The organism is Pseudomonadota bacterium (genome assembly GCA_039024915.1).
Classification (GTDB): Bacteria; Pseudomonadota; Alphaproteobacteria; order Rhizobiales; family MH13; genus MH13.
Window position 1 is genome coordinate 577539 of record JBCCPK010000001.1, and the last position, 20337, is coordinate 597875.

Annotated in this window: 17 protein-coding genes; 7 read left to right on the forward strand and 10 right to left on the reverse strand. The window is 58.4% G+C overall.

Annotated features, from left to right (window positions below; translation table 11 throughout):
- Positions 1-121: 121 nt before the first annotated feature.
- From AAF739_02760 to AAF739_02770, 3 genes are all read right to left on the reverse strand, one after another.
- On the reverse strand, positions 122-1192 hold the full coding sequence (locus tag AAF739_02760) for an Hsp33 family molecular chaperone (protein MEM6381569.1): 1071 nt from the start codon (positions 1190-1192) through the stop codon (positions 122-124).
- A 134-nt stretch (positions 1193-1326) separates the two neighbouring features.
- The gene (argF, locus tag AAF739_02765; GenBank protein ID MEM6381570.1) at positions 1327-2238 is read right to left on the reverse strand and encodes an ornithine carbamoyltransferase; all 912 of its coding nucleotides are present in this window, start codon (positions 2236-2238) and stop codon (positions 1327-1329) included.
- Between the two features lie 51 nt (positions 2239-2289).
- The gene (locus tag AAF739_02770) at positions 2290-3528 is read right to left on the reverse strand and encodes an aspartate aminotransferase family protein (GenBank protein ID MEM6381571.1); all 1239 of its coding nucleotides are present in this window, start codon (positions 3526-3528) and stop codon (positions 2290-2292) included.
- A 494-nt stretch (positions 3529-4022) separates the two neighbouring features.
- On the opposite strand from AAF739_02770, the gene AAF739_02775 reads away from it, so the two are divergent.
- Positions 4023-4553 carry a GcrA family cell cycle regulator gene (locus AAF739_02775; GenBank protein MEM6381572.1) on the forward strand — a complete coding sequence of 177 codons (531 nt, stop codon included), beginning with the start codon at positions 4023-4025 and terminating at the stop codon, positions 4551-4553.
- 91 nt (positions 4554-4644) lie between these two features.
- Here AAF739_02775 and phoB read toward each other — a convergent pair whose 3' ends face one another.
- From phoB to AAF739_02810, 7 genes are all read right to left on the reverse strand, one after another.
- Positions 4645-5361: a phosphate regulon transcriptional regulator PhoB gene (phoB, locus tag AAF739_02780; protein MEM6381573.1), complete on the reverse strand. Its 717-nt coding sequence runs from the start codon at positions 5359-5361 to the stop codon at positions 4645-4647.
- A gap of 31 nt (positions 5362-5392) precedes the next feature.
- Entirely contained in the window at positions 5393-6094 is a 702-nt protein-coding gene (gene phoU / locus AAF739_02785; GenBank protein MEM6381574.1) for a phosphate signaling complex protein PhoU, read from the reverse strand.
- Between the two features lie 43 nt (positions 6095-6137).
- Positions 6138-7010, reverse strand: coding sequence for a phosphate ABC transporter ATP-binding protein PstB (gene pstB, locus AAF739_02790; GenBank protein MEM6381575.1), 873 nt, complete (start codon positions 7008-7010; stop codon positions 6138-6140).
- 28 nt (positions 7011-7038) lie between these two features.
- Positions 7039-8880, reverse strand: a complete 1842-nt coding sequence (gene pstA, locus AAF739_02795; protein MEM6381576.1) for a phosphate ABC transporter permease PstA — start codon at positions 8878-8880, stop codon at positions 7039-7041.
- Positions 8873-10228, reverse strand: coding sequence for a phosphate ABC transporter permease subunit PstC (gene pstC, locus AAF739_02800; GenBank protein ID MEM6381577.1), 1356 nt, complete (start codon positions 10226-10228; stop codon positions 8873-8875). Before pstC ends, pstA begins: the two co-directional genes overlap by 8 nt.
- 123 nt (positions 10229-10351) lie before the next feature.
- A complete protein-coding gene (locus tag AAF739_02805; GenBank protein ID MEM6381578.1) occupies positions 10352-11371 on the reverse strand; it encodes a substrate-binding domain-containing protein in 1020 nt (339 codons plus the stop codon).
- Between the two features lie 148 nt (positions 11372-11519).
- Positions 11520-13031, reverse strand: coding sequence for an ATP-binding protein (locus AAF739_02810; GenBank protein ID MEM6381579.1), 1512 nt, complete (start codon positions 13029-13031; stop codon positions 11520-11522).
- A gap of 195 nt (positions 13032-13226) precedes the next feature.
- Between AAF739_02810 and ppk2 the strand changes: the two genes are divergently transcribed.
- The 6 genes from ppk2 (at position 13227) to AAF739_02840 (ending at position 20306) form a co-directional block, all read left to right on the forward strand.
- Entirely contained in the window at positions 13227-14096 is an 870-nt protein-coding gene (gene ppk2, locus AAF739_02815; GenBank protein ID MEM6381580.1) for a polyphosphate kinase 2, read from the forward strand.
- A 59-nt stretch (positions 14097-14155) separates the two neighbouring features.
- Positions 14156-14362 carry a hypothetical protein gene (locus tag AAF739_02820; protein ID MEM6381581.1) on the forward strand — a complete coding sequence of 69 codons (207 nt, stop codon included), beginning with the start codon at positions 14156-14158 and terminating at the stop codon, positions 14360-14362.
- A 9-nt stretch (positions 14363-14371) separates the two neighbouring features.
- Positions 14372-14998: an FkbM family methyltransferase gene (locus AAF739_02825; GenBank protein ID MEM6381582.1), complete on the forward strand. Its 627-nt coding sequence runs from the start codon at positions 14372-14374 to the stop codon at positions 14996-14998.
- Positions 14999-15011: 13 nt separating this feature from the next.
- Entirely contained in the window at positions 15012-15794 is a 783-nt protein-coding gene (locus AAF739_02830) for a hypothetical protein (protein ID MEM6381583.1), read from the forward strand.
- A gap of 115 nt (positions 15795-15909) precedes the next feature.
- Positions 15910-17511, forward strand: a complete 1602-nt coding sequence (locus AAF739_02835; GenBank protein MEM6381584.1) for a peptide chain release factor 3 — start codon at positions 15910-15912, stop codon at positions 17509-17511.
- A gap of 167 nt (positions 17512-17678) precedes the next feature.
- A complete protein-coding gene (locus tag AAF739_02840) occupies positions 17679-20306 on the forward strand; it encodes a diguanylate cyclase (GenBank protein MEM6381585.1) in 2628 nt (875 codons plus the stop codon).
- Positions 20307-20337: the final 31 nt, after the last annotated feature.

The window sequence follows — 20337 nt, forward strand, 5'->3', positions numbered from 1 at the left end:
GCCACGGATAACGCTCAAACCGGCATTAAATTCATGTCATTTTTGCCTGCGGCTTCATGAACGATGCCTGAACACCGGCGGCCCCGTTTTTTGGGCGCCACCGGAACCACCTTTCAAGCGTTCAGCTGACCTGCTCATAGCTGTCTGGATCGAAGCGATAGCGACGAGAGCAGAACTCACACGTGACTTCGATCGCGCCATCGACGAGCATCGACGCATCGGGCTCGTCCCCAAACGTCTTGACGGTCGCCTGAACGCGATCGGGGCTGCACGAACACCGACCTACGACCTCCGAGCCTTCAAAAACGCGGACCCCGCGCTCATGGAAGAGCCTGAACAGAAGGCGGTCGCTGCCCAACTGCGGGTCGACAAGCTCATCGCTCTCGATGGTCGCGACCATTGCCTCAGCCTCCCGCCAACGATCTGGTTGCGCAACCGGTTCATGCACGGCTTCAGCTCCTTCGGGATGATCGCCGGGATGCAAGTCACGGGCGGGGAGTTCCGAAGCATCACGTGGTAAGTATTGCGCCAGCAGACCACCCGCGCGCCAGCGTGCCCGGCCGTGATCGCCAGCTTCGATGCTTTGGGCCACAGACAAACGAACCCGCGTAGGGATCTGCTCCGATTGCAGGAAATAGGCCTGAGCCATCTCCTCCAGGCTCTCGCCCTGCATTGCGACGACCCCTTGGTACCGCTGCATATGCGGCCCCTGGTCGACCGTCAGGGCAAGGTGGCCCTTACCCATCAGTTGCGCTGAGGTCCGAATGCCTTGCTCGATCATCGCATCAAGCCGCTCGCTGTCGTATCGCGCCATCGCGCGTACGCCGTCAGGCGTCGTAAAGTCGACGACCAAAAGCGACACCGGCCCGTCGCCTTGCGCCTGAACGATAAAGCGCCCGTCGAACTTGAGCGCCGTGCCCAGAAGCAATGTAAAGACGACCATCTCTGCCAAAAGCCGTGATACCGGCTCGGGATAGTCATGGCGGTCCAACATCGTATCAAGCAGTGGCCCAAGACGGATCACGCGGCCGCGAACATCAAGCGGCTCGACAGCGAATGGGATCACGTAATCATCGTCCTGCGCGTGAAAGTGGTCAGGAAGTTGGCTTGTGCCGGGCATAATGGCAGGCTGATCACGCCCATGCATGGCGGGAACAGCCCGTCCGCCTCGGCTGGATGGGTTTTGGGTCATAACACTACTCGTGAGACTGTATATCGGCGCCGACGGCGCCTCGTTGTCACACTAGGTAAGTTCGAACGCCACAAATCCAAGGGCCGCAGAGCATTGGCCCGCCTGTGTGGACGACACCCAGTGGGTCGTTGATGTCAAATGGCGTTCAGGCACCACGCTAAAATGCTCTTCTGCGCATGCAAGCGGTTCTCCGCCTCGTCGAACACCACCGATTGCGGCCCATCAATAACCTCGGGCGTGACCTCCTCCCCGCGGTGGGCGGGTAAGCAGTGCATAAAAAGCGCGTCATGGTTCGCTCGCACCATCAAATCAGCGTTCACCTGATAGGGCTTGAGGAGATTGTGGCGCCGCTCGGCCTGATCATCGCCCATCGAAACCCAGGTGTCGGTGATAACAAGGCTCGCGCCATCGGCTGCCGCGATCGGATCGGTTGTTACCTCGAGCTTAATATTGCGGGCGTGAGCTGCCTCGATGATGTCATCAGCGAGCGTGAGTTCCGGCGGTGCTGCCACTGCGATCGTCATGTCGATATGGCCAGCCGCGTCGATCCAACTCTTCAGGACGTTGTTGGTGTCGCCGGACCACATGACCTTTTTCCCTACAAGGCTGCCGCGATGCTCCTCGAAGGTCTGAATATCGGCCATCACCTGGCATGGGTGCGAAACCCGGGTCAGTCCGTTGATGACGGGCACATCGGCATGCTTGGCGAGTTCGGCCAACAGCGCATGGTCAAGCGTACGGATCATGATAGCGTCGACCATCCGGGACAGAACCTTCGCCGTATCGTGAACGCTTTCGCGCTGGCCAAGTTCGATTTCCTTGCCGGTGACCATCAAGGTCTGGCCCCCAAGCTGGCGCATACCGACATCGAACGAGATGCGGGTCCTCAAGGATGGTTGTTCGAACACCATCGCAAGGACCTTACCCTCCAGGGGAGGGCTCTCCGCGCCTGACTTGTGCGCCTGTTTGCGCGTATGGGTATCTCCGAGAACGTGCATGAACGTCTCGGTTGAAAGAGCATCAATATCGAGAAAATGACGGGGCATGACGTTTGGCCACGAATTGTCGGATAACGGGTTGTAGGAAAGCGCAGACCACTATGCTGTGGCGCGGTTTTCCTCAAGGGCCTTGGTCAATTGTTGCGCAGAGACCTCAAGCGCATCCATCGCAAACGCAATGTCTTCGCGCGACACAATGAGGGGCGGCAGCAGACGGACCACGTTGTCGCCGGCAGCAACCAGAAGCAGACTGTTAGAGCGTGCAGCATCAACGACGTTGCCAACGGGCACCTTGCATTTAAGGCCAACCAACAGCCCCTCGCCCCGAACGGCTTCAAAGATATCCGGGTAGAGGTCGATCAACGCGCCAAGGCTTTGCCGAAGATCGCGTGAACGATCACGCACGTTCTCGAGAAACCCATCGGCCAACACCACATCGAGAACAGCGTTCCCAATGGCCATCGCCATCGGGTTACCGCCGTAGGTCGTGCCATGGGTCCCCGGAACCATGACAGCCGCATACTGTTCGCGCGCAAGGCAGGCGCCCATCGGGAACCCACCGCCGATGCCTTTGGCAATAGCCATGATGTCAGGCTCAACGCCGATACGCTGATGGGCGAACAGATATCCAGTTCGACCGACCCCGGTCTGAATCTCATCGAAAATCAACGCAACGCCATACGCGTCACAGAGCTCCCGGATCGCTCTGAGGCATTGGTCCGGAACAACATTGACACCACCCTCGCCTTGTACGGGCTCTATCATGACGGCAGCAATATCAGCCCTGACGACCGCCTTCTTGAAGGCCTCTTCATCGCCAAAGGCAAGCGTTTCGAAGCCCTCGGGTTTCGGACCAAAACCCTTAAGGTAGGCCTCGTTGCCGCCAGCGGCGATCGCTGCCAGTGTTCGCCCGTGGAACGCACCATCAAAAGTCAATATCGTGACGCGTTCAGGACTACCCCCGTCAAAATGGTAGCGCCTTGCGGTCTTGATGGCGCATTCAACCGCCTCAGTTCCGGAGTTGGTGAAAAAGACTTTTTCGGCAAACGTTGCCTCGCAGAGCCGCTCAGCCAGACGCTCGCCACCGTCGATCTGAAACAGATTGGACGTGTGCCAAAGCCTTTCAGCCTGGCTCTTCATTGTGTCAACGAGATGCGGGTGGGCGTGACCCAACACGTTGACGGCGATGCCCGCAACAAAATCCATGTAACGACGTTCATCCTGATCGACCAGCCAAACGCCCTCGCCGCGCACAAACCTTTGAGGTGTGCGATTGTACGTGCCAAAAAGCGATGTTTCGGGCGACATACCGGATGGGGCGGGCGAGGCCTGCGCCATGAGACGTCTCCTGATGGGCCGCAGCGGCACGCTTGAGTGCCGTGGAAGCATAGATCGATCCGGTGCACATTCACGGCGAAAAAGGTCGGTGACCGCCAGCCGCTCGTGTGCAACACCTATTCCAAATGACAAGCGGCCCAAAGATGGGCCGCATGCTGCTGACTAATATTTTTTTTGATCAGCTTGTCAATTTCTAAGTCACTCTAACGACTCATGAAACCAGATTTTGTCCCTGTGTTTACCGCCACTTGTTCACCTTTTTTTAACCAGTGACTCTTGTCAGCGATTCTACCGCTAGTGTAGCTCTGAGCCTCAAGGACACGAGATATTGTGCTCCGAAGGACGCGTTACGATCCTCCAGTGATCAGTTGGATTCCGCTCATGACGCAAGCAGCATTGCGGCGTCAAATGAGGAGGGATTCGGCGAGGTTACGAGTGATTGGTAGCGTGATGATTTGGGCTGACGGCCCTGTGTGTGCGGAGGTTTATACCCGATGGCGTGGACGGACGAACGCGTTGAAACCCTGAGGACAATGTGGCTGGCAGGGTCGAGCGCTAGCCAGATAGCTGCAGTACTGGGCGACGTCACACGCAATGCCGTCATCGGGAAAGTTCACCGTCTGGGACTTTCAGGGCGCGGTAAGCCTACGAGCACGGCAACACCTCGCGCACGCAAACCCCGCGCCTCATCAGGTGCTTCCACCCGCACCCGCAGAAGCCCAACAAGGCCCGCCGCTCCCGTTACAATGGGGGCAACGGCTCTCAAGGGTGACCCCCATGAGCAGCAACAGGTTGTTGCAGAGCCTGTGGTGCGAGGCCGTGCGGATCTGGTTCTGGTTGGCGAAAGCCCAAGGCTGCAAATTCAGGAGCTCAAAGAGAACACCTGTCGCTGGCCCATCGGTGACCCGCTGACGGAGGACTTCCATTTCTGTGGGCGCGGAGCCTTGGAAGGGCAACCCTATTGCGAGTACCATTGTGGGGTTGCGTTCCAAACACCGAACGAGCGCAGACGCGAACGCCGCTAGCTAGCCGGTACAAACGGTCGAAATGCATTGTGAGGCGCAAGCTACCTCGGGAGCAGACCTAAGGTAGCGATAGGCGAGCGCCAAGCGTCGCTCAGCCGGCATTTCGTCCCGACACTTCGTAGAAGCGCTCGTCGAAAGCATAGCCGGCACCGCGAACGGTTCGAATAGGATCGGGCAATCGCCCTCGGTTGATCGCTTTTCTCAGCCTCCCGACGTGAACATCGACGGTCCGGTCGTCGACGTAGACATCATGGCCCCAAACGCCGTTGAGCAACTGTTCTCTGGAGAAGACCCGCCCAGGCGTGCTCATCAGGAACTCCAGCAGGCGAAACTCGGTTGGCCCCAGGTGAATCTCCCGGCTCTGTCGGCGGACGCGATGGGTTTCCCGGTCAAGCTCAATGTCGCCCACAACCAAAGCCGTCGACAAAAGCTCAGGACTTGCCCGGCGCAGGATGGCCTGTATTCGGGCGGTCAATTCAGGGATGGAGAAAGGCTTGACGACGTAGTCATCTGCACCGGTCGTAAGCCCCCTGATCCGTTCGCCTTCTTCACCGCGCGCGGTAAGCATGATCACTGGCGTCGTTCGGTTCGGCCCTTTGTGGCGCAACTGCCTACAAAGCTCTATTCCGGAGATGATAGGGAGCATCCAATCGAGAAGGATCAGATCGAAACTGCGCTCCGCCAGACAATTCTCCGCTTCGTCGCCACTCATGGCGATCACCACAGCGAAGCCAGCTGCTTCGAGATTGTACCGCAACAGCTCGACCAGTGGAGCCTCGTCCTCCACAATCAGGATCGTTGGTCGCACCGCCTGTGTCCTTCGCTAGACGTTAGCCTGATCAGGCCCGTTTCGCGGACAGTTCATCCCGCTTCGGGCGCGTGCCGCTTATGAGTTCGCCGGTCTGGGTGTAGACGGCGCGCTCGGCGATGTTTGTTGCATGGTCGCCGATGCGCTCGAGGTTTTTGGCGCAGAACAGCAGATGGGTACACGCGGAAATGTTCCGGGGGTCTTCCATCATGTAGGTCAGCAACTCACGAAAAAGCGAGGTATACAGGGCATCGACCTCAGCGTCGTCGCGCCAAACCTCTTTGGCTTTCTCCGTATCGAGCTCAATGAACGCTTCTAGCGCGCTTTTCAGCTGCCCAAGAACGAGCCGGGCCAGATTGTCGACGCCATGAGCAAGCTTGCGCTGCTGGAATGTGCCGTCAATGATGAGCGCGCGCTTGGCAATGTTCTTCGCCAGATCGCCCACGCGCTCGAGATCCTGGCTCACGCGCATTGCTGATACGATCGTGCGCAGATCGTCGCCCATCGGTTGGCGTTTGGCGATCAGCAGAACCGCCAGACTTTCGATATCGCGATCCGACTGATCGACCTTCTCATCATCATCGATGATGCGTTCCGCCGCGTCCACGGCACCGGTCAGCAGCGCATGCACCGCAACCTCTACCGAGCGCTCGACCCAGCCTGCCATCTGCGTGAGGGTCGCCAGAAGATCATCCAGATCGGTGTCGAAGGCGGTGACGATGTGTTTGTTCATCAGGCCACTCCGTCCAAAGGAAGGTTACCAGTCACGCTTCGGCTCAACCGAAACGGCCAGTTATGTAATCACGTGTTCGGCTTTCACGAGGGTTGGTGAAGATCTGGTCCGTCGCGCCGACCTCAACCAGAACCCCAAGGTGGAAGAAGGCGGTGCGCTGTGACACCCGGGCGGCCTGCTGCATCGAGTGGGTGACGATCACGATCGTATAGTTCTCGCGCAGTTCATCGATCAGCTCTTCAACTTTCGCGGTCGCAATCGGGTCGAGAGCCGAGCATGGCTCGTCCATCAGCATGACCTCGGGTGACGTCGCGATGGCTCGCGCGATGCACAAACGCTGCTGCTGACCCCCGGACAGACCGGTGCCCGGCGCATCAAGCCTATCTTTGACCTCCTCGAACAGACCGGCCTTTTGCAAGCTCGTCACCACAATCTCTTCGAGATCGGCTTTGGTGTCGGCCAGTCCGTGGATACGCGGGCCGTAAGCGATGTTTTCAAAGATCGATTTGGGGAAGGGATTTGGTTTTTGAAACACCATACCGACCCGTGCGCGCAGCTCGACAACGTCAATGGATGGATCATAGATGTCCTGCTCGCCCAGCGTGATCGTGCCCTGCATGCGGGCGATGTCGATCGTGTCGTTCATGCGGTTGAGGCAGCGCAGGAAAGTGGACTTGCCGCAACCGGACGGTCCGATGAGGGCCGTGACTTGGCGGTCGCCAATGTCCAGATCAACGCCGAACAGGGCCTGTTTGTCGCCGTAAAACACGTCGACGTTTTCGCCACGCATCTTCACACTCTCGGGGACGGCATCGGTGATTGTAGCGCCAGCCTCGACGGGCCCATCCACCGAAGCGGCAGGGGCCGGGGGGGCGCTGGGCTCCACTTCAGTCGTAGCTATTTGAGCGGTGGACATGAGACAAACCTCCAATGGGGCCAGACCGCTACCAGCGGCGCTCGAAACGCTTGCGCAGGAACACTGCAAGCGCATTCATGGTGATCAGGAAAGCCAGTAGCACAAGAATGGCCGCCGACGTCTTCTGCCGGAAAAGCACTTCGGGAAAGTCCGCCCACATGAAGATCTGGACCGGCAGAACGGTTGAGGGGTCGAGTGGTGTGGCGGGTACATCGACAATGAATGCGACCATACCGATCATGAGAAGCGGCGCGGTTTCCCCAAGGGCCTGCGCCATCCCGATAATGGTGCCCGTCAAGATACCCGGCATGGCCAGTGGCAAAACATGATGCAAAACGGTTTGCAGCTTGGATGCGCCGACGCCTAATGCACCTTCGCGGATTGATGGCGGAACCGCCCGCAACGCCGCGCGCGAGGCAATGATGATTGTGGGAAGCGTCATCAGCGCAAGCACCATGCCTCCAACAACCGGTGCCGAGCGCGGCATGCCAAACGCGTTTAGAAACACCGCAAGGCCCAAAAGACCGAAAACGATCGAAGGGACCGCCGCCAGGTTGTTGATGTTCACCTCAATGAGCTGCGTTAGGCGGTTTTTGGGCGCAAACTCTTCAAGATAGATCGCGGCCGCAACGCCAAGCGGGAAGGCGAGGCTGAGCGTCACAATCATGGTGAAGAATGACCCTACCACGGCACCCCAGATTCCCGCTAACTCCGCTTCTCGGCTCGCGCCGGAGCTAAAGAACGGCATGTTGAATTTTCGCTCAACCAGTCCCTGCTCGCGCAACTGATCAAGATAAACGAGCGATCGGTCATCGAGCTTCCGGTTCCGCTCCGGCAGAACGATTTCGCGCACGGACCAAGCCCCGCCCTCGGCGTCGGCTGCGCTTGTCAGCGGAATGAAAACGTCGCCTTCGATACCGCTTGCCGATATGCGGGTCGCCTTGACCACGCCTCCATTAATCTCGACCAAAACGGAGGGTAACTCGGTGGATAGCGCCTCTTCGGCGCCCGCTGCACGGGACCGAGTGCGCAAGTCGGCCAGTTCAGCGGTCAAATCACGAATGCTTGCGTTCAGCCCGTTAATGCCGCGATCGAGAATGCGGATTTGCTCTTCGAAGAATTCTGTCCGGCCCGCTGGCGCATTGGGAAGGCGCGTGCGGTAGTCTTCGATATCGATCACCGCGCGCTCCAGCGAGCGCTCGCGGCTCGCCAGCTCGCGCTCAACCTCTTCCGCTTTCTCTCCAAGAAACTCTTTCACGTCAGCTAGCAGATCGCGGAAATCGTTGGCCGTTGAGAGCACCTGAATAGTGCCTTCGGTCCCGGTCGGCGACGCGATCCCAGTTGTCTCGACAACGCGTTCGTCTGACACCTGTCCTTTGAAATACAAATCGGCCACATCATCGACGGGCACGGCGAAGCTGTCGCGACCGAACATGCCGCTTGCGTCTTCTAGGACGGCACGCCGCAGCCTGACCGCCGATCCAGACGAGATCAGACCGCTGACTGTCCGGCGATCAGCACGACCCGTCGCATAGGGGAACAAGCTGCGAATTCCGTCGCGAACGATCCGATCATAATCGACCCGCCGCAGGACCTCGTCGCCCAACCCATCGGGGTCGAGCTCGCTTTGATTGAGAGAGACCGGGATTGTGGCCTGATGGGTCCAGAAAGCGGGGAGCGCCTGGCCGACAATTGTCGACAGCAACAGAACCAGAAAAAAAGCCGCTGTCGCAACCGCTGCGATGCCGGCAAATTTGAACCGTGCCTCCGCCGCATAGCGCGCTTTGAGGCGCTTGCGTGCCCCCTCGGACGTGTGCAGCCCGGAAGGGGCCGTGGCCGATACCGGCGGTTGGGCGGTCACATCAGTCATATTGCTCTCGGTATTTCTGGACCACGCGCAGCGCGATGAAATTCAGCGTCAGTGTCACGCAGAACAACAGCAGTCCCAGAGCAAACGCTGCCAGGGTTTTGGCGCTGTCGAACTCCTGGTCGCCGACAAGCAGTGTCACGATTTGCACCGTCACCGTCGTCACCGCTTCAAGCGGATTGATGGTGAGGTTGGCGGCGAGCCCAGCGGCCATAACCACGATCATGGTTTCTCCGATTGCCCGCGAGATCGCGAGGATCATCGCCGATACGATGCCCGGTAGGGCCGCGGGTAGGACCACACGGCGGATCGTCTCCGACTTGGTAGACCCAAGCGCCAAAGAGCCATCACGCAGGCTCTGCGGAACTGCGGAAATGACATCGTCGGAGAGCGAAGAGACGAACGGTATGATCATGATTCCCATGACCACACCCGCTGCGAGCGCCGATTCTGATGACACGTCGAGGCCCATTCCGTTTCCGGTGTTACGGATGTAGGGCGCAACGGTCAGCGCAGCAAAGAAACCGTAAACCACGGTTGGAACACCAGCGAGTATTTCAAGGACTGGCTTGGCGATGGCTCGTACCGAGTTCGATGCGTAGTCCGACAGGTAGATAGCGGCGAACAAGCCGACCGGCCCAGCGACGATCATGGCGATGAACGTGATGAACAACGTGCCGGCGATCAGAGGAATTGCGCCGAAGACTTCGGGGTTTGCCTCGGTGACCTCTCCGGCTCCTGCGAACGCCGATTGCGGCGACCAATGAAGACCGAACAGAAAATCGTGAAGGGGGATCATCGTGAAAAAACGAATGCTCTCAAAGATCAGCGAAAGCACGATCCCAACAGTGGTGAAGATGGCGACGACCGAACAGGCGATCAGCAGCAACATGACCGCGCGCTCGACGAAATGCCGCGTCCGTCGGGCAGGCTCGATATTGCGGTATCCAGATCGGAACCCAACAACACTCAGAACCGCAACAATAATCGCCAGCCCGATGGAAAAGGTGGTTTGAAGCGAACCGTACAGTTCGGCAGCGGCTTCTTTGAGGTCATCGGTGAAGGCTACTATGCCACCAAATGCGATCGCCCTGGCATCGCGCAGAAAAGCTTCTCTTTCAGGAATTGAAAGAGCTTCAAACGCCTGGGAAAACTGACCGATGACGATACGGTCCATCAAGGGACCCTGGGCGATTGACCAGATGATAAGCAATCCGAGCGCTGGGACGACGCTCATGATCGCAAGATAGCCGCCATGGTAGCTTGGCCGCGAATGCAGGAGATGCGTCGCATTGCCAGCCAACTGACGAGAACGCGCTGCGCCAATAAAAAGCGACGCAATGAAAAGCATGCAAAGCGCTGTCAGCAGAAGCCAAAACACAGGCCCACCGCCCCCTTACCTGTCGATCGAGCTAGTCGGTCGCAATGCGCTTGGCGCACAACACACCAAGCGCACCGCAGAACTTGCCGGTGTTTACCCGCCGGTGAACGGCGTGAGGGAACGCGCTTCCTCGCCTGCCGGGCCACGCTCATCGTCGGGCAATGGAATCAAGCCGCGCTCGGCGAGATAACCGTCTTCGCCCCACGCCGAGTCGGACGTGTACTCGGCAATGAACTCCTCCATACCCGGGATCACGCCGACATGCTCAGCCTTGACGTAGACATAAAGCGAGCGCGACACCGGATAGTCACCCGATGCAATGTTTTCGAATGAAGGTTCGACCCCATCGACGGTTGCGCCTTTGATGACGTCGCCGTTCTGATCAAGGAACGAGAACCCGAAAATACCCACCGCGTCTGGATTGGCCTGCAAGCGCTGGACGATGAGGTTATCGTTTTCGCCTGCGTCGACATAAGCACCATCCTCACGCAGCTCTTCAAAGATAGCTTCGCAGGTGTCGCCGTCGAAACCGGCTTCCTCGCAGCCCGGTTCCATGACGAGTTCAAGGAACGCATCACGTGTACCAGAGGTCGGGGGCGGGCCAAGCACTTCGATTGCAGCGCTTGGAAGGCCCGGATCAATGTCGGACCAAGAAACATTCGGGTTGTCCATCAGCGCGCCATCGTCGCCAGGTATCTGCTTTGCGAGTGCCAAGAACAACTGCGCCCGCGTCAGGTTGAGGGTCGGACCCTCAATCGCGTCGGCGATGACGATGCCGTCAAAACCAACCCGCATCTCAACGGGGGTTACACCGTTCGCTGTGCAGTTTTCCAGCTCGGAGCTGCGCATACCACGCGACGCGTTGGTAAAATCTGGGGTATCAACGCCAACGCCAGCGCAGAACAAGCGCATGCCGCCGCCGGTTCCGGTGGATTCAACAACTGGGGTAGCGAAGTCGGTTTGCTGGCCGAAACGTTCAGCAACCGCAGTGGTGAACGGGAAAACCGTGGATGATCCGACAACTTGGATCTGGTCACGGGCGTGTGCCGGTACCGCTGCCAGCGTTCCGGCAAGTGCGAGCGCTGCAACGCTTGCGCAGGTTGCGATTTTCACGGGTGAAGCTCCTTAAATCTCAAGATCGGTTCACACGGTCAGGCGTCGGTTACATCGACGAATGAGGGGCGAAGTTAGCTCCCTGGCGAACCCTGTTTGCGCGCTTGAAACTATTCAATCGGCGTGAGGGTTGTATGACGCCACTGTTTCATTTGTGTGACAGGTTATCTATCTGATTTATCATGCGATTTTTGGTTGTTGCCGCTTTCTCTCGCTGAGGTGCCAAATATGGAATACGCACCGAGAACAGCGCGCCCTCACCCCTGACGCTTTCCACCAACAGGCGACCCTTGTGTCGCGCGACGATGTGCTTGACGATCGCAAGGCCCAGGCCTGTTCCCGCGGCAAGCGGGTTGGTTTGCTCATGCGCCCGGTAGAACCGTTCCGTCAGCCGCGGCAGGTCGGCTTCATCGATTCCCGGCCCGTCATCTTTGACGCGCAACTCGACCATCCGCACGCCGCCTTCCACGGCGTCGCCCACGGAAACATCGACACGCTGCCCACTCCCTCCGTATTTGACGGCGTTTTGCATCAAGTTGATCGCAACTTGCCGCAACTCTGGCCCATCGCCCTGAACAGTTGCCGTATCGGGCAGGTCAAGATTGAGTTCCAAAGCAGCGCGCTCGGCATCGGGCCGGACCAGATCGATCGCCTCTCGGGTTATCGCCACAAAGTCAACGCAGTCGGTCGGTCTGCGGTGAGCCTGCATCTCGATGCGGTTGAGCGACAGCAGATCGTCAATCAACGCCTTCATGCGATCCGCCTGTTGCTCCATCAGCCGCAGGAAATTGTCTTGCCCCACCGGATCATTCCTGGCAGCGCCTTTTAGGGTCTCGATGCAACCTGTGATGGACGCCAGCGGCGTGCGCAGTTCATGGCTCGCGTTCGCCACGAAGTCCGACCGCATGCGTTCGGCCCTGTAGGTGTCAGTTTCGTCATCGACGACAATCAGAACATGGTGCACCGACAGACCGTCGATGAAGGGTCGGATGTGAAGCGTTATCCGCCGTTCAGCCGGAACGCGCTCCACCAAGGTGCAGCTACCAACCCGGCCGTCGGTCAGGGCCTGCTGAACCAATCTCAGGACGTCGGGATCCCGCATCTTGAACGAAAACGGGTCACCCACCTTCTGGATATCGAGAACGTCCCCCGCAAGCGCATTCACCGACCGGATAACCGCCCGCTCGTCGAGCAGTATGACCGCTTGCGGCCATGCCTGGACCAGCTGCTCAAGGCTCGGTGGGGCAGGCTTCACTTTCGCCTTGGAGGCGAGGCGCGCCATGTTTTTCCGCGACGTTGTCCGCGTCGGCGCAGACGACAGGAAAGCCGTTATGGTCAACGCGGTGAAGATGAAAGCGGCTTCGGGAAAGCTGAGACGCCCCAGTAAAAAGAGCATGGACAGCGTCAGCGTCAGCGCAACCAGCAGCCAACGCACGCGCCGGGCATTGGCGACAAGGCGCTGTGCCATGTCGATCGGCATATCGACCGATCCATCGCGGTCGACATCGTCGGGAAACTCAACGCCTGGGGCTGCGCCCTTAAGCGAAGACGGGCCGCCACGAGGCGAAGGCGTTGCTTGAGTATCAGCGGGTGACACGGCGTTGACCTGTGTTTTGTGTTGCCTGCCGGCAATCGCTTGCCCGTCATGACGTCGAATCACGTGGACGCCCACATTAAGCCTGGTCTGCCCATCGCAGGTGACAGGCCCATGACAAAAAAGTTAACCGGCACAAACCTGCTCCATGCCGCTAGCCTGCCCCGTCGGCTTGTGACATCGCGCGCCGTACTTGCCAATGGGCGCATCCCTATTCAAGCTGATCGGGCTACTTCACCAAACTCGCCAACGAGACTTATCATGCGTGACACACCTGCCGACGTTGAACAGGCGATTGCCGCATTCAATATCGACGACCCTCATTTTCCCGCCGTCCTTGACGACTATCAGATGCTTGATGGCGGCTACCCCTATGGGAAAAAGCTGAAGCGGTCGAAGTATGAGGCGCGTCTTGAAGCTTTGCAGATCGAGCTGGTTAAGTTGCAAGCCGACATGAAGCGCAATGACAAGCGGCTGGTTGCCGTTTTCGAAGGGCGAGACGCGGCCGGGAAAGGTGGCTCGATCTTCAACTTCTCTCGCTACCTCAACAAGCGGAACACGCACATAGCGGCGTTGAGCAAGCCGACCGAAACCGAGCAAGGTCAGTGGTACTTTCAGCGTTACGTTACGCATCTTCCCACGCACGGCGATATGACTCTGTTCGACCGGTCTTGGTACAACCGCGCCGGTGTCGAACCGGTGATGGGCTTTTGCACCCCAGATCAACACCAACAGTTTCTATCCGAAGCGCCCGCTTTCGAGAAAGCCCTCGTTCGCGAAGGGATCGTTTTGGTAAAGTTCTGGCTCAACATCGGCCGAACAACCCAACTCAAGCGCTTCCACGACCGACGGCATAGCCCGCTCAAGGTCTGGAAACTCTCGCCGATTGATCTGAAGGCCCTGAACAAATGGGAAGACTACACCGCGGCGCGCGACGAAATGCTCGACCGAAGCGATACTGAAGCGGCGCCTTGGACAATCGTTCGCATGAACGACAAGCGGCGTGGGCGCCTGGAGATCATCCGGCATGTGCTGACGCAGTTTCAATATGAAGGACGGGACAATGCGGTTCTGGGCGACACGGACCCATCCATAATAGGTCTCAAACCGGGCGATCTCGCCAACGCTTGAACACAAGCAGAGCAATTCGCGCACCGAAGACGCCTTATTACTTCCAAGGGGACGCCGCCTTGTCCTACCAGTTCCGCCGGATCGGCAGAAAATTCCTCAAGCTACGATGGGTGCCGGCACGCATCGCGTTCGCTATTGCCAGCCTGTTTGCACCCAAGGTGACGGTAAAGGACGGCTCGCGCACCTACACATTCGTCACAACGTCTTTTGAAAGCTACCAGCGCGCTCGATCAATGTTGAGCAAAGAAACCGATACGTTGAAGTAGATTGACGACATGTTGCGCCCCGGCGACGTATTCCTCGATGTTGGCGCAAACATTGGTATCTTCACGGTTTATGCAGGATACCGCGTAGGTACCACGGGGAAGGTATTTGCCGTTGAACCCCACCTTCCCACATCGGTTGAAACCCTGAAGAACGTCGCCGCGAACAATCTAGGAGGGGTCGTATCCGTTCTGGCTGTCGCGCTCGCGAAACAAGAAGGAATCGCACCTTTTCGCTACCGACGATGGAGCGAGGGGGCATCGGGAAGTCAGATCGGTGTGCAAGGTGGCGAAAACATCCAGGCGCCCGTTGGTGAGGAACTGAAATCCGTTTTCTCAATTGACACCCTTGTCGAGCGCGGCATCGTCAGTCCGCCCGCGCTCATCAAAATTGATACCGATGGCGTTGATATGCTCATCGCAGAGGGTATGACGGAACTTCTTAAGTGCGCGCACCGACCCCGCTCGATCCTGATCGAGGTGCAAAGCGGGACCCGAGAAGCGCAAGAAAGCTTTATGCAGGCGCACGGTTATGAGATCGTGACCAAATACTACGGCAACAAGGCGCGTTTTTTGCAACAAAGTGGGTTTGATCCGGACACCATACCGTTCAACGCTCGCTTTGAGCCGACAGCTTGAAAGGGGGACCTCCATGGCCAATCCAGCAACCGTCCAACAAGACAGTGCGGTGAGTAGTGCTGAGGCATTCAAAGCGAGTGAAATCGTTGACCATATGATTGCCGCGCTTGAAGCTGTCCCGACCGTGAATGAACCATTCCAGCACTTTTATGTGCAGTCGATATGGCCTGCGGGGTTTTATCCAAGCCTTCTCGAACAACTGCCAGGCAATGACAGCTACACGCCGCTCAACATCAAGGCCTGGAACAAGGACGGGAAATCAACGCGCGACCGGGTCCTGCTGACGCAGGCTGTCGCCGAGACGATGGGCCCGATCTGGCAAACCATCTATGATGTCTTCAATACCAACCGGCTCCAGCAAGCGATCTTCGAGAAACTCAAGGATGATGTCGCGATCCGCTTGGGCGTCACACCAGGCGAGGTGAGCGATGTGCCGATCTACCCGAAGATCGTTATCATTCGCGACAATGAAGGCTACCAGATCAAACCGCACCCGGATGGCTATCCGCGTACGGTTACAACGCAGTTCTACTTGCCCTCGGACGAGACCCAGCTTGATCTGGGTACGTCCCTGTATGAGCGCGATACCGGTCTTCTTTCACTTGCCCGCAAGCGCTTCGAAGAGGTCAAACGTTTCCCGTTTGCGCCCAACAGCATGTATTCTTTTGCGGTCAACGACTGCCCGCAGAAGAAAAGCTATCACGGTCGCGAGCTTGTCACCGGAAACAGCAAGCCCCGCGACTCACTGATCATCACATGGATGTCGGAGCCGGTTGAAAGCAACGCTGCGGCTTGATTGGCAGCCGCTAGGCCGCAGACCTCTCAATAAGGCGTGGGCCTCGCCCTCCCTGCAGCGTTTATGGGCGGCGCATGCTCTTGCGTGTTTGCGCGCCAGGGCCTACCTCGCTGCCATGACACAGACCTCGCCCTACGCCGACCAGATCGACCGGCGCCGAACCTTTGCTATCATTTCGCACCCGGACGCGGGCAAGACCACGCTGACCGAAAAGATGCTGTTCTTTGGCGGGGCGATCCAGCTTGCTGGGGAAGTGAAGGCGAAAGGTGACCGTCGCCGTACCCGTTCGGACTGGATGGATATCGAAAAACAGCGCGGCATTTCCGTCATGACATCCGTCATGACGTTCGACTACGAAGGCACGATTTACAATCTGCTCGACACCCCGGGGCACGAAGACTTTTCCGAAGACACCTATCGAACGCTGTCCGCTGTCGATAGCGCGATCATGGTGATCGACGCCGCCAAGGGCATCGAAGCGCGCACGCGCAAACTGTTTGAAGTCTGCAGGCTGCGCGACATCCCGATCGTGACCTTCATCAACAAGCTCGATCGGGAGAGCCTGCACCCGTTTGATCTATTGGAAGATATCGAAAGTACGCTGGCGCTCGATTTGACGCCCTTTAATTGGCCGATTGCACAGGGCAAGGCTTTTGCCGGCTTGTACGATATGCGTCACAGCGCGATCCGCCGCATCGACAATCCGTCCGGGGATTTGGAAAGCGTCAACGGACCAGAAGACCCAAAAGTCGCCGAACTCTTCCCCGAAAGTGATCGCCAAGCGGGTGTCGAAGATCTGATGCTCGCCCAGGAAGCGTCCAAACCCTTCGATAAGGCTGCCTTCGACGAAGGTCACCTCTCCCCTGTCCTTTTCGGCTCCGCGCTCAGAGAGTTTGGTGTCAAGGATTTGATCGACACGCTCGGCGCGATTGCCCCGCGTCCCCAGGGACTTGAAGCAGATGCCCGCCTGATCGAGCCGCATGAGCCAAAAATGACAGGCTTCGTGTTCAAGATTCAAGCGAACATGGACCCGAACCATCGTGATCGGATCGCGTTCATGCGCGTGTGTTCGGGCAAGCTATCGCGCGGGATGAAGGCGCGGTTGTCGCGGACCGGCAAAATGATAGGCCTGCACACACCGCAGTTCTTTTTCGCCCAAGACCGGGCCTTGGCCGACGAAGCCTATGCTGGCGATGTTGTGGGGATCCCCAACCACGGAACTTTAAGGATCGGCGACACATTAACGGAAGGCGAAGTGCTTGCGTTTCGGGGTGTCCCGAGCTTCGCGCCGGAGATCATCCGCCGCGTTCGGCTTGAAGATCCAATGAAGGCCAAGAAGCTTAAGGAGGCCATGCAGCAGCTGGCCGAGGAAGGCGTGACGCAAGTGTTTACGCCGATCGATGGCTCGCCTGCGCTGGTCGGTGTTGTCGGCGCTCTGCAGCTCGATGTTCTCAAAGACAGGCTGCGCGCCGAATACAAGCTACCCGTTGACTTCGAACCTGCGCGCTTTGCGCTGGCGCGTTGGGCGGTCTGTGATGATGCCGAACAGATGAAGAAGTTTGAAACGCGCCATCGTGCTTCGCTCGCGACCGACCTTGACGGAGCCATGGTGTTTCTCGCTGCTTCGGAGTTCGATTTGAGCTACGAGCGGGATCGCTTTCCTGACGTGACATTCGTCGATGTGAAAGACTATCAGCGTGAAGGTCTAGCCGCTTGAATGCCTCAGTCCGGTCGTCTGCGATCATCGCGCAGGTGCGTTCCAGTACGGCGTAGGTGAACGCACATTAAGTCCTTTTGCATGCAAGCCGTACAGTTCTGCTTAACGGTTTGAGAACGCGCAAAAGCCTAAGCTCGGCGTATCCCAAAGGGCGTTGCCGGTAGTTTATGTCATCTCGCGGTTCATCATCTTTCTCCACACAGGAGCCAACGTGCTGGTCGCACGCCTACCGTCAGGCCCTCGACGCACACGCCCTTGTTTCGATGACCGATCGCGACGGCGTCCTGGTCTACGTCAACGATCTGTTCGTTGAAACGACCGGGTACGACCGAGATGAGTTGATCGGATCGACCCACGCGAGGGTGCGTTCGGAGCACCACGATGGCGGGTTCTTCAAATCCATGTGGGCGGAGCTATTGAGCGCAAACCGCTGGAGAGGCGAAGTCTGCAATCGCGATCGCGATGGCAACGACTTCTGGATCGATATGGACATTTCCGCCGTCCGCGATGCTGACGGGGAGATTGAAGGCTACGTCTCAATTGGCCAAGACATAACCGAGCGCAAACGTGAGCAGGCTGCCCTTGCGAGCAGCGAGCAGTTCCTGCAGCACGTCGCGGCGGTATCGGGGGTCGGCGGGTGGTCGCTCGACTTGGAGCGCGGTGAGCTGTTTTGGTCTAAGTACACCAAACTCATTCACGAGGTTGGCCTTGATTACCAACCAAGCCTCACCACGGCGATCGAGTTTTATGCGCCCGAGGCACGCGGCGCCATCACCCACGCCGTCGAGACCTGCATCGATACTGGCAAAGGATGGGATCTTGAGCTTCCGTTGATAACCGCGAAAGGCACCGCGATCTGGGTGCGGGCGGTTGGCGAGGCAATCCGCTCGAACGGGAAAACCGTTCGGCTCGTGGGCGCGTTCCAAAACATAACCCAACGCAAATTGACCGAAGATGTTCTGCGCGAAGAGGTCGCCTCGCGACACAGCGCCGAACAACTGCTTCGCGATGTGTTGGAAACCATACCAGACGCCGTAGCCGCCTACGACAGCGATGATCGGTTGATCATATGCAATTCAGGCTACATGCGCACATATGCTGCGTCGGCAGATGCCATTGTGCCGGGTGCGTCATTTGAAAGTATTTTGAGGTTTGGGCTAGCGCGCGGGCAGTATGCGGGCGTTGGCAGCACGCCGGACGAGCAGGAAGCGTGGCTGCGGTCGCGCCTTGCTGCCCACACGCAACCCCCTGATCAGTTGGTGCAACGGCTGCGGGACGGGACCTGGCTGCAGGTCCGCGAGCACCGTTCGGAAAGCGGTGCCACGGTCGGTGTGCGCACCGATGTAACCGATATCAAAAGGGCTGAGCACGAACTTCGCCGCTTCGCCGAGGAAGATCGCCTTACGGGTCTGCTGAACCGTTCGCGGTTTACATACGACCTTGATGATCTCTTGCTTGAAAACCTCGATATCGATGACGATCACATGAGTTGCGTGGTCCTGTTTGACGTCGATTTCTTCAAGCCGATAAATGACGCTTACGGTCACGATCTGGGCGACGAGGTTCTTGTTGAAATAGCGCGTCGGGTACGCGCCCAGCTCAAACCGGCAGATTTCGCCGCACGGTTAGGCGGGGATGAGTTTGTCTTTGTCCTGCGGGATTATGCTGACAAGCGGGCCTGCGAAGAGGTGATCGAAGGGCTTTTTGCAGCCTTGAAACAGCCCATTGAGACGTCCGGCCAGCGGCTGTCATTATCCATTTCGCTTGGCATCGCTCCCATTGAAGGGCGTGGCCAATCGAGCCGTGAGCTTCTCAAGCAGGCCGATCACGCGCAATATCAGGCCAAAGCCGCGGGCCGAGGTCGATGGCGATGGTTTGGCGATGCCGACCGCAAAGATATTGAGCACAAACAGCGCCTGACGGCAGCGCTGAAGCGCTCGTTGACCATCGACAAGGACATCGCGTTTGCGCTGCAGCCCTTTGAGAGCGCGAACGGTCGCCAGACACTTGGTTTCTCCGCAGAGATGCACTGGCCCTATGAAGGGCAGACCTACGATGCGCCGCAATTGCGGCAGCTGGCAGCGCAGGGCAATGTCGCCGGCGCCTTGAATGACAGCCTGCTTGAAGCCATTGCTGGGCAGATCGGAGCGTTGCAGGGCCGCGGTATCGACTGTGGTTTGATCTGGCTGACCATCAGTCCCGAGGAATTGCGGCTTGGCGAACTTGCGTGCCGCCTCAAGGCGTTGTGCCTCGAGCACCAGATCGCCCCCGAAAGACTGGTTGTCGCCGTCGATGAGGCTGCGCTTGTTGAGCGCTCGGCGTCGGCTATCGAAAACACGCTGCTTGATATCAGGGAGGTTGGCTTTCGTCTGGGGATCGACTGTTTCGGTCGCGCAGGCGTCCCGCTGTCCTTGCTGCAATCGCTGCAGATAGACTGTGTCAGGCTCGCCTGGCGCACGCTCGAAACCACCAGTCCAGATGCGCGACCGCAATTGGCCAAAGCAATCGTGACATCCGCACAGGCACTTGGAATAGCGGTTTTCGCCGGACAGCTGGACGAGCCGCAGAGCTTGAGGTCCGCCATTGAGATGGAGGTTATCGGCGTGCAAGGCGATGCGGTTTGCAGGCCGCTGTCGGGGGACGCGATCACCACCTATCTGAGCGCCAACGCCAATAAACAACTGGCCTTGATGGCACAGACAATGGCCGAACATGCGTCCCCATCCGTGGATGTCATGCATGCCGATCGTGATCAGGATAGGGATGGTAAAGCGTCCAAAGAGGCAGCCGCCTAGCCCACGGTCCTGTGGTGACGTCGCCTCACCT

What these genes read in the sequence shown, in the direction of transcription:
- phoU (MEM6381574.1), bottom strand. Translation starts at nt 6,094, where the DNA reads ATGAACAAACACATCGTCACCGCCTTCGACACCGATCTGGATGATCTT.
- argF (MEM6381570.1), bottom strand. Translation starts at nt 2,238, where the DNA reads ATGCCCCGTCATTTTCTCGATATTGATGCTCTTTCAACCGAGACGTTC.
- AAF739_02825 (MEM6381582.1), top strand. Translation starts at nt 14,372, where the DNA reads ATGTTGCGCCCCGGCGACGTATTCCTCGATGTTGGCGCAAACATTGGT.
- AAF739_02775 (MEM6381572.1), top strand. Translation starts at nt 4,023, where the DNA reads ATGGCGTGGACGGACGAACGCGTTGAAACCCTGAGGACAATGTGGCTG.
- ppk2 (MEM6381580.1), top strand. Translation starts at nt 13,227, where the DNA reads ATGCGTGACACACCTGCCGACGTTGAACAGGCGATTGCCGCATTCAAT.
- AAF739_02830 (MEM6381583.1), top strand. Translation starts at nt 15,012, where the DNA reads ATGGCCAATCCAGCAACCGTCCAACAAGACAGTGCGGTGAGTAGTGCT.
- AAF739_02835 (MEM6381584.1), top strand. Translation starts at nt 15,910, where the DNA reads ATGACACAGACCTCGCCCTACGCCGACCAGATCGACCGGCGCCGAACC.
- AAF739_02840 (MEM6381585.1), top strand. Translation starts at nt 17,679, where the DNA reads ATGTCATCTCGCGGTTCATCATCTTTCTCCACACAGGAGCCAACGTGC.
- pstC (MEM6381577.1), bottom strand. Translation starts at nt 10,228, where the DNA reads ATGCTTTTCATTGCGTCGCTTTTTATTGGCGCAGCGCGTTCTCGTCAG.
- AAF739_02770 (MEM6381571.1), bottom strand. Translation starts at nt 3,528, where the DNA reads ATGGCGCAGGCCTCGCCCGCCCCATCCGGTATGTCGCCCGAAACATCG.
- pstB (MEM6381575.1), bottom strand. Translation starts at nt 7,010, where the DNA reads ATGTCCACCGCTCAAATAGCTACGACTGAAGTGGAGCCCAGCGCCCCC.
- AAF739_02760 (MEM6381569.1), bottom strand. Translation starts at nt 1,192, where the DNA reads ATGACCCAAAACCCATCCAGCCGAGGCGGACGGGCTGTTCCCGCCATG.
- pstA (MEM6381576.1), bottom strand. Translation starts at nt 8,880, where the DNA reads ATGACTGATGTGACCGCCCAACCGCCGGTATCGGCCACGGCCCCTTCC.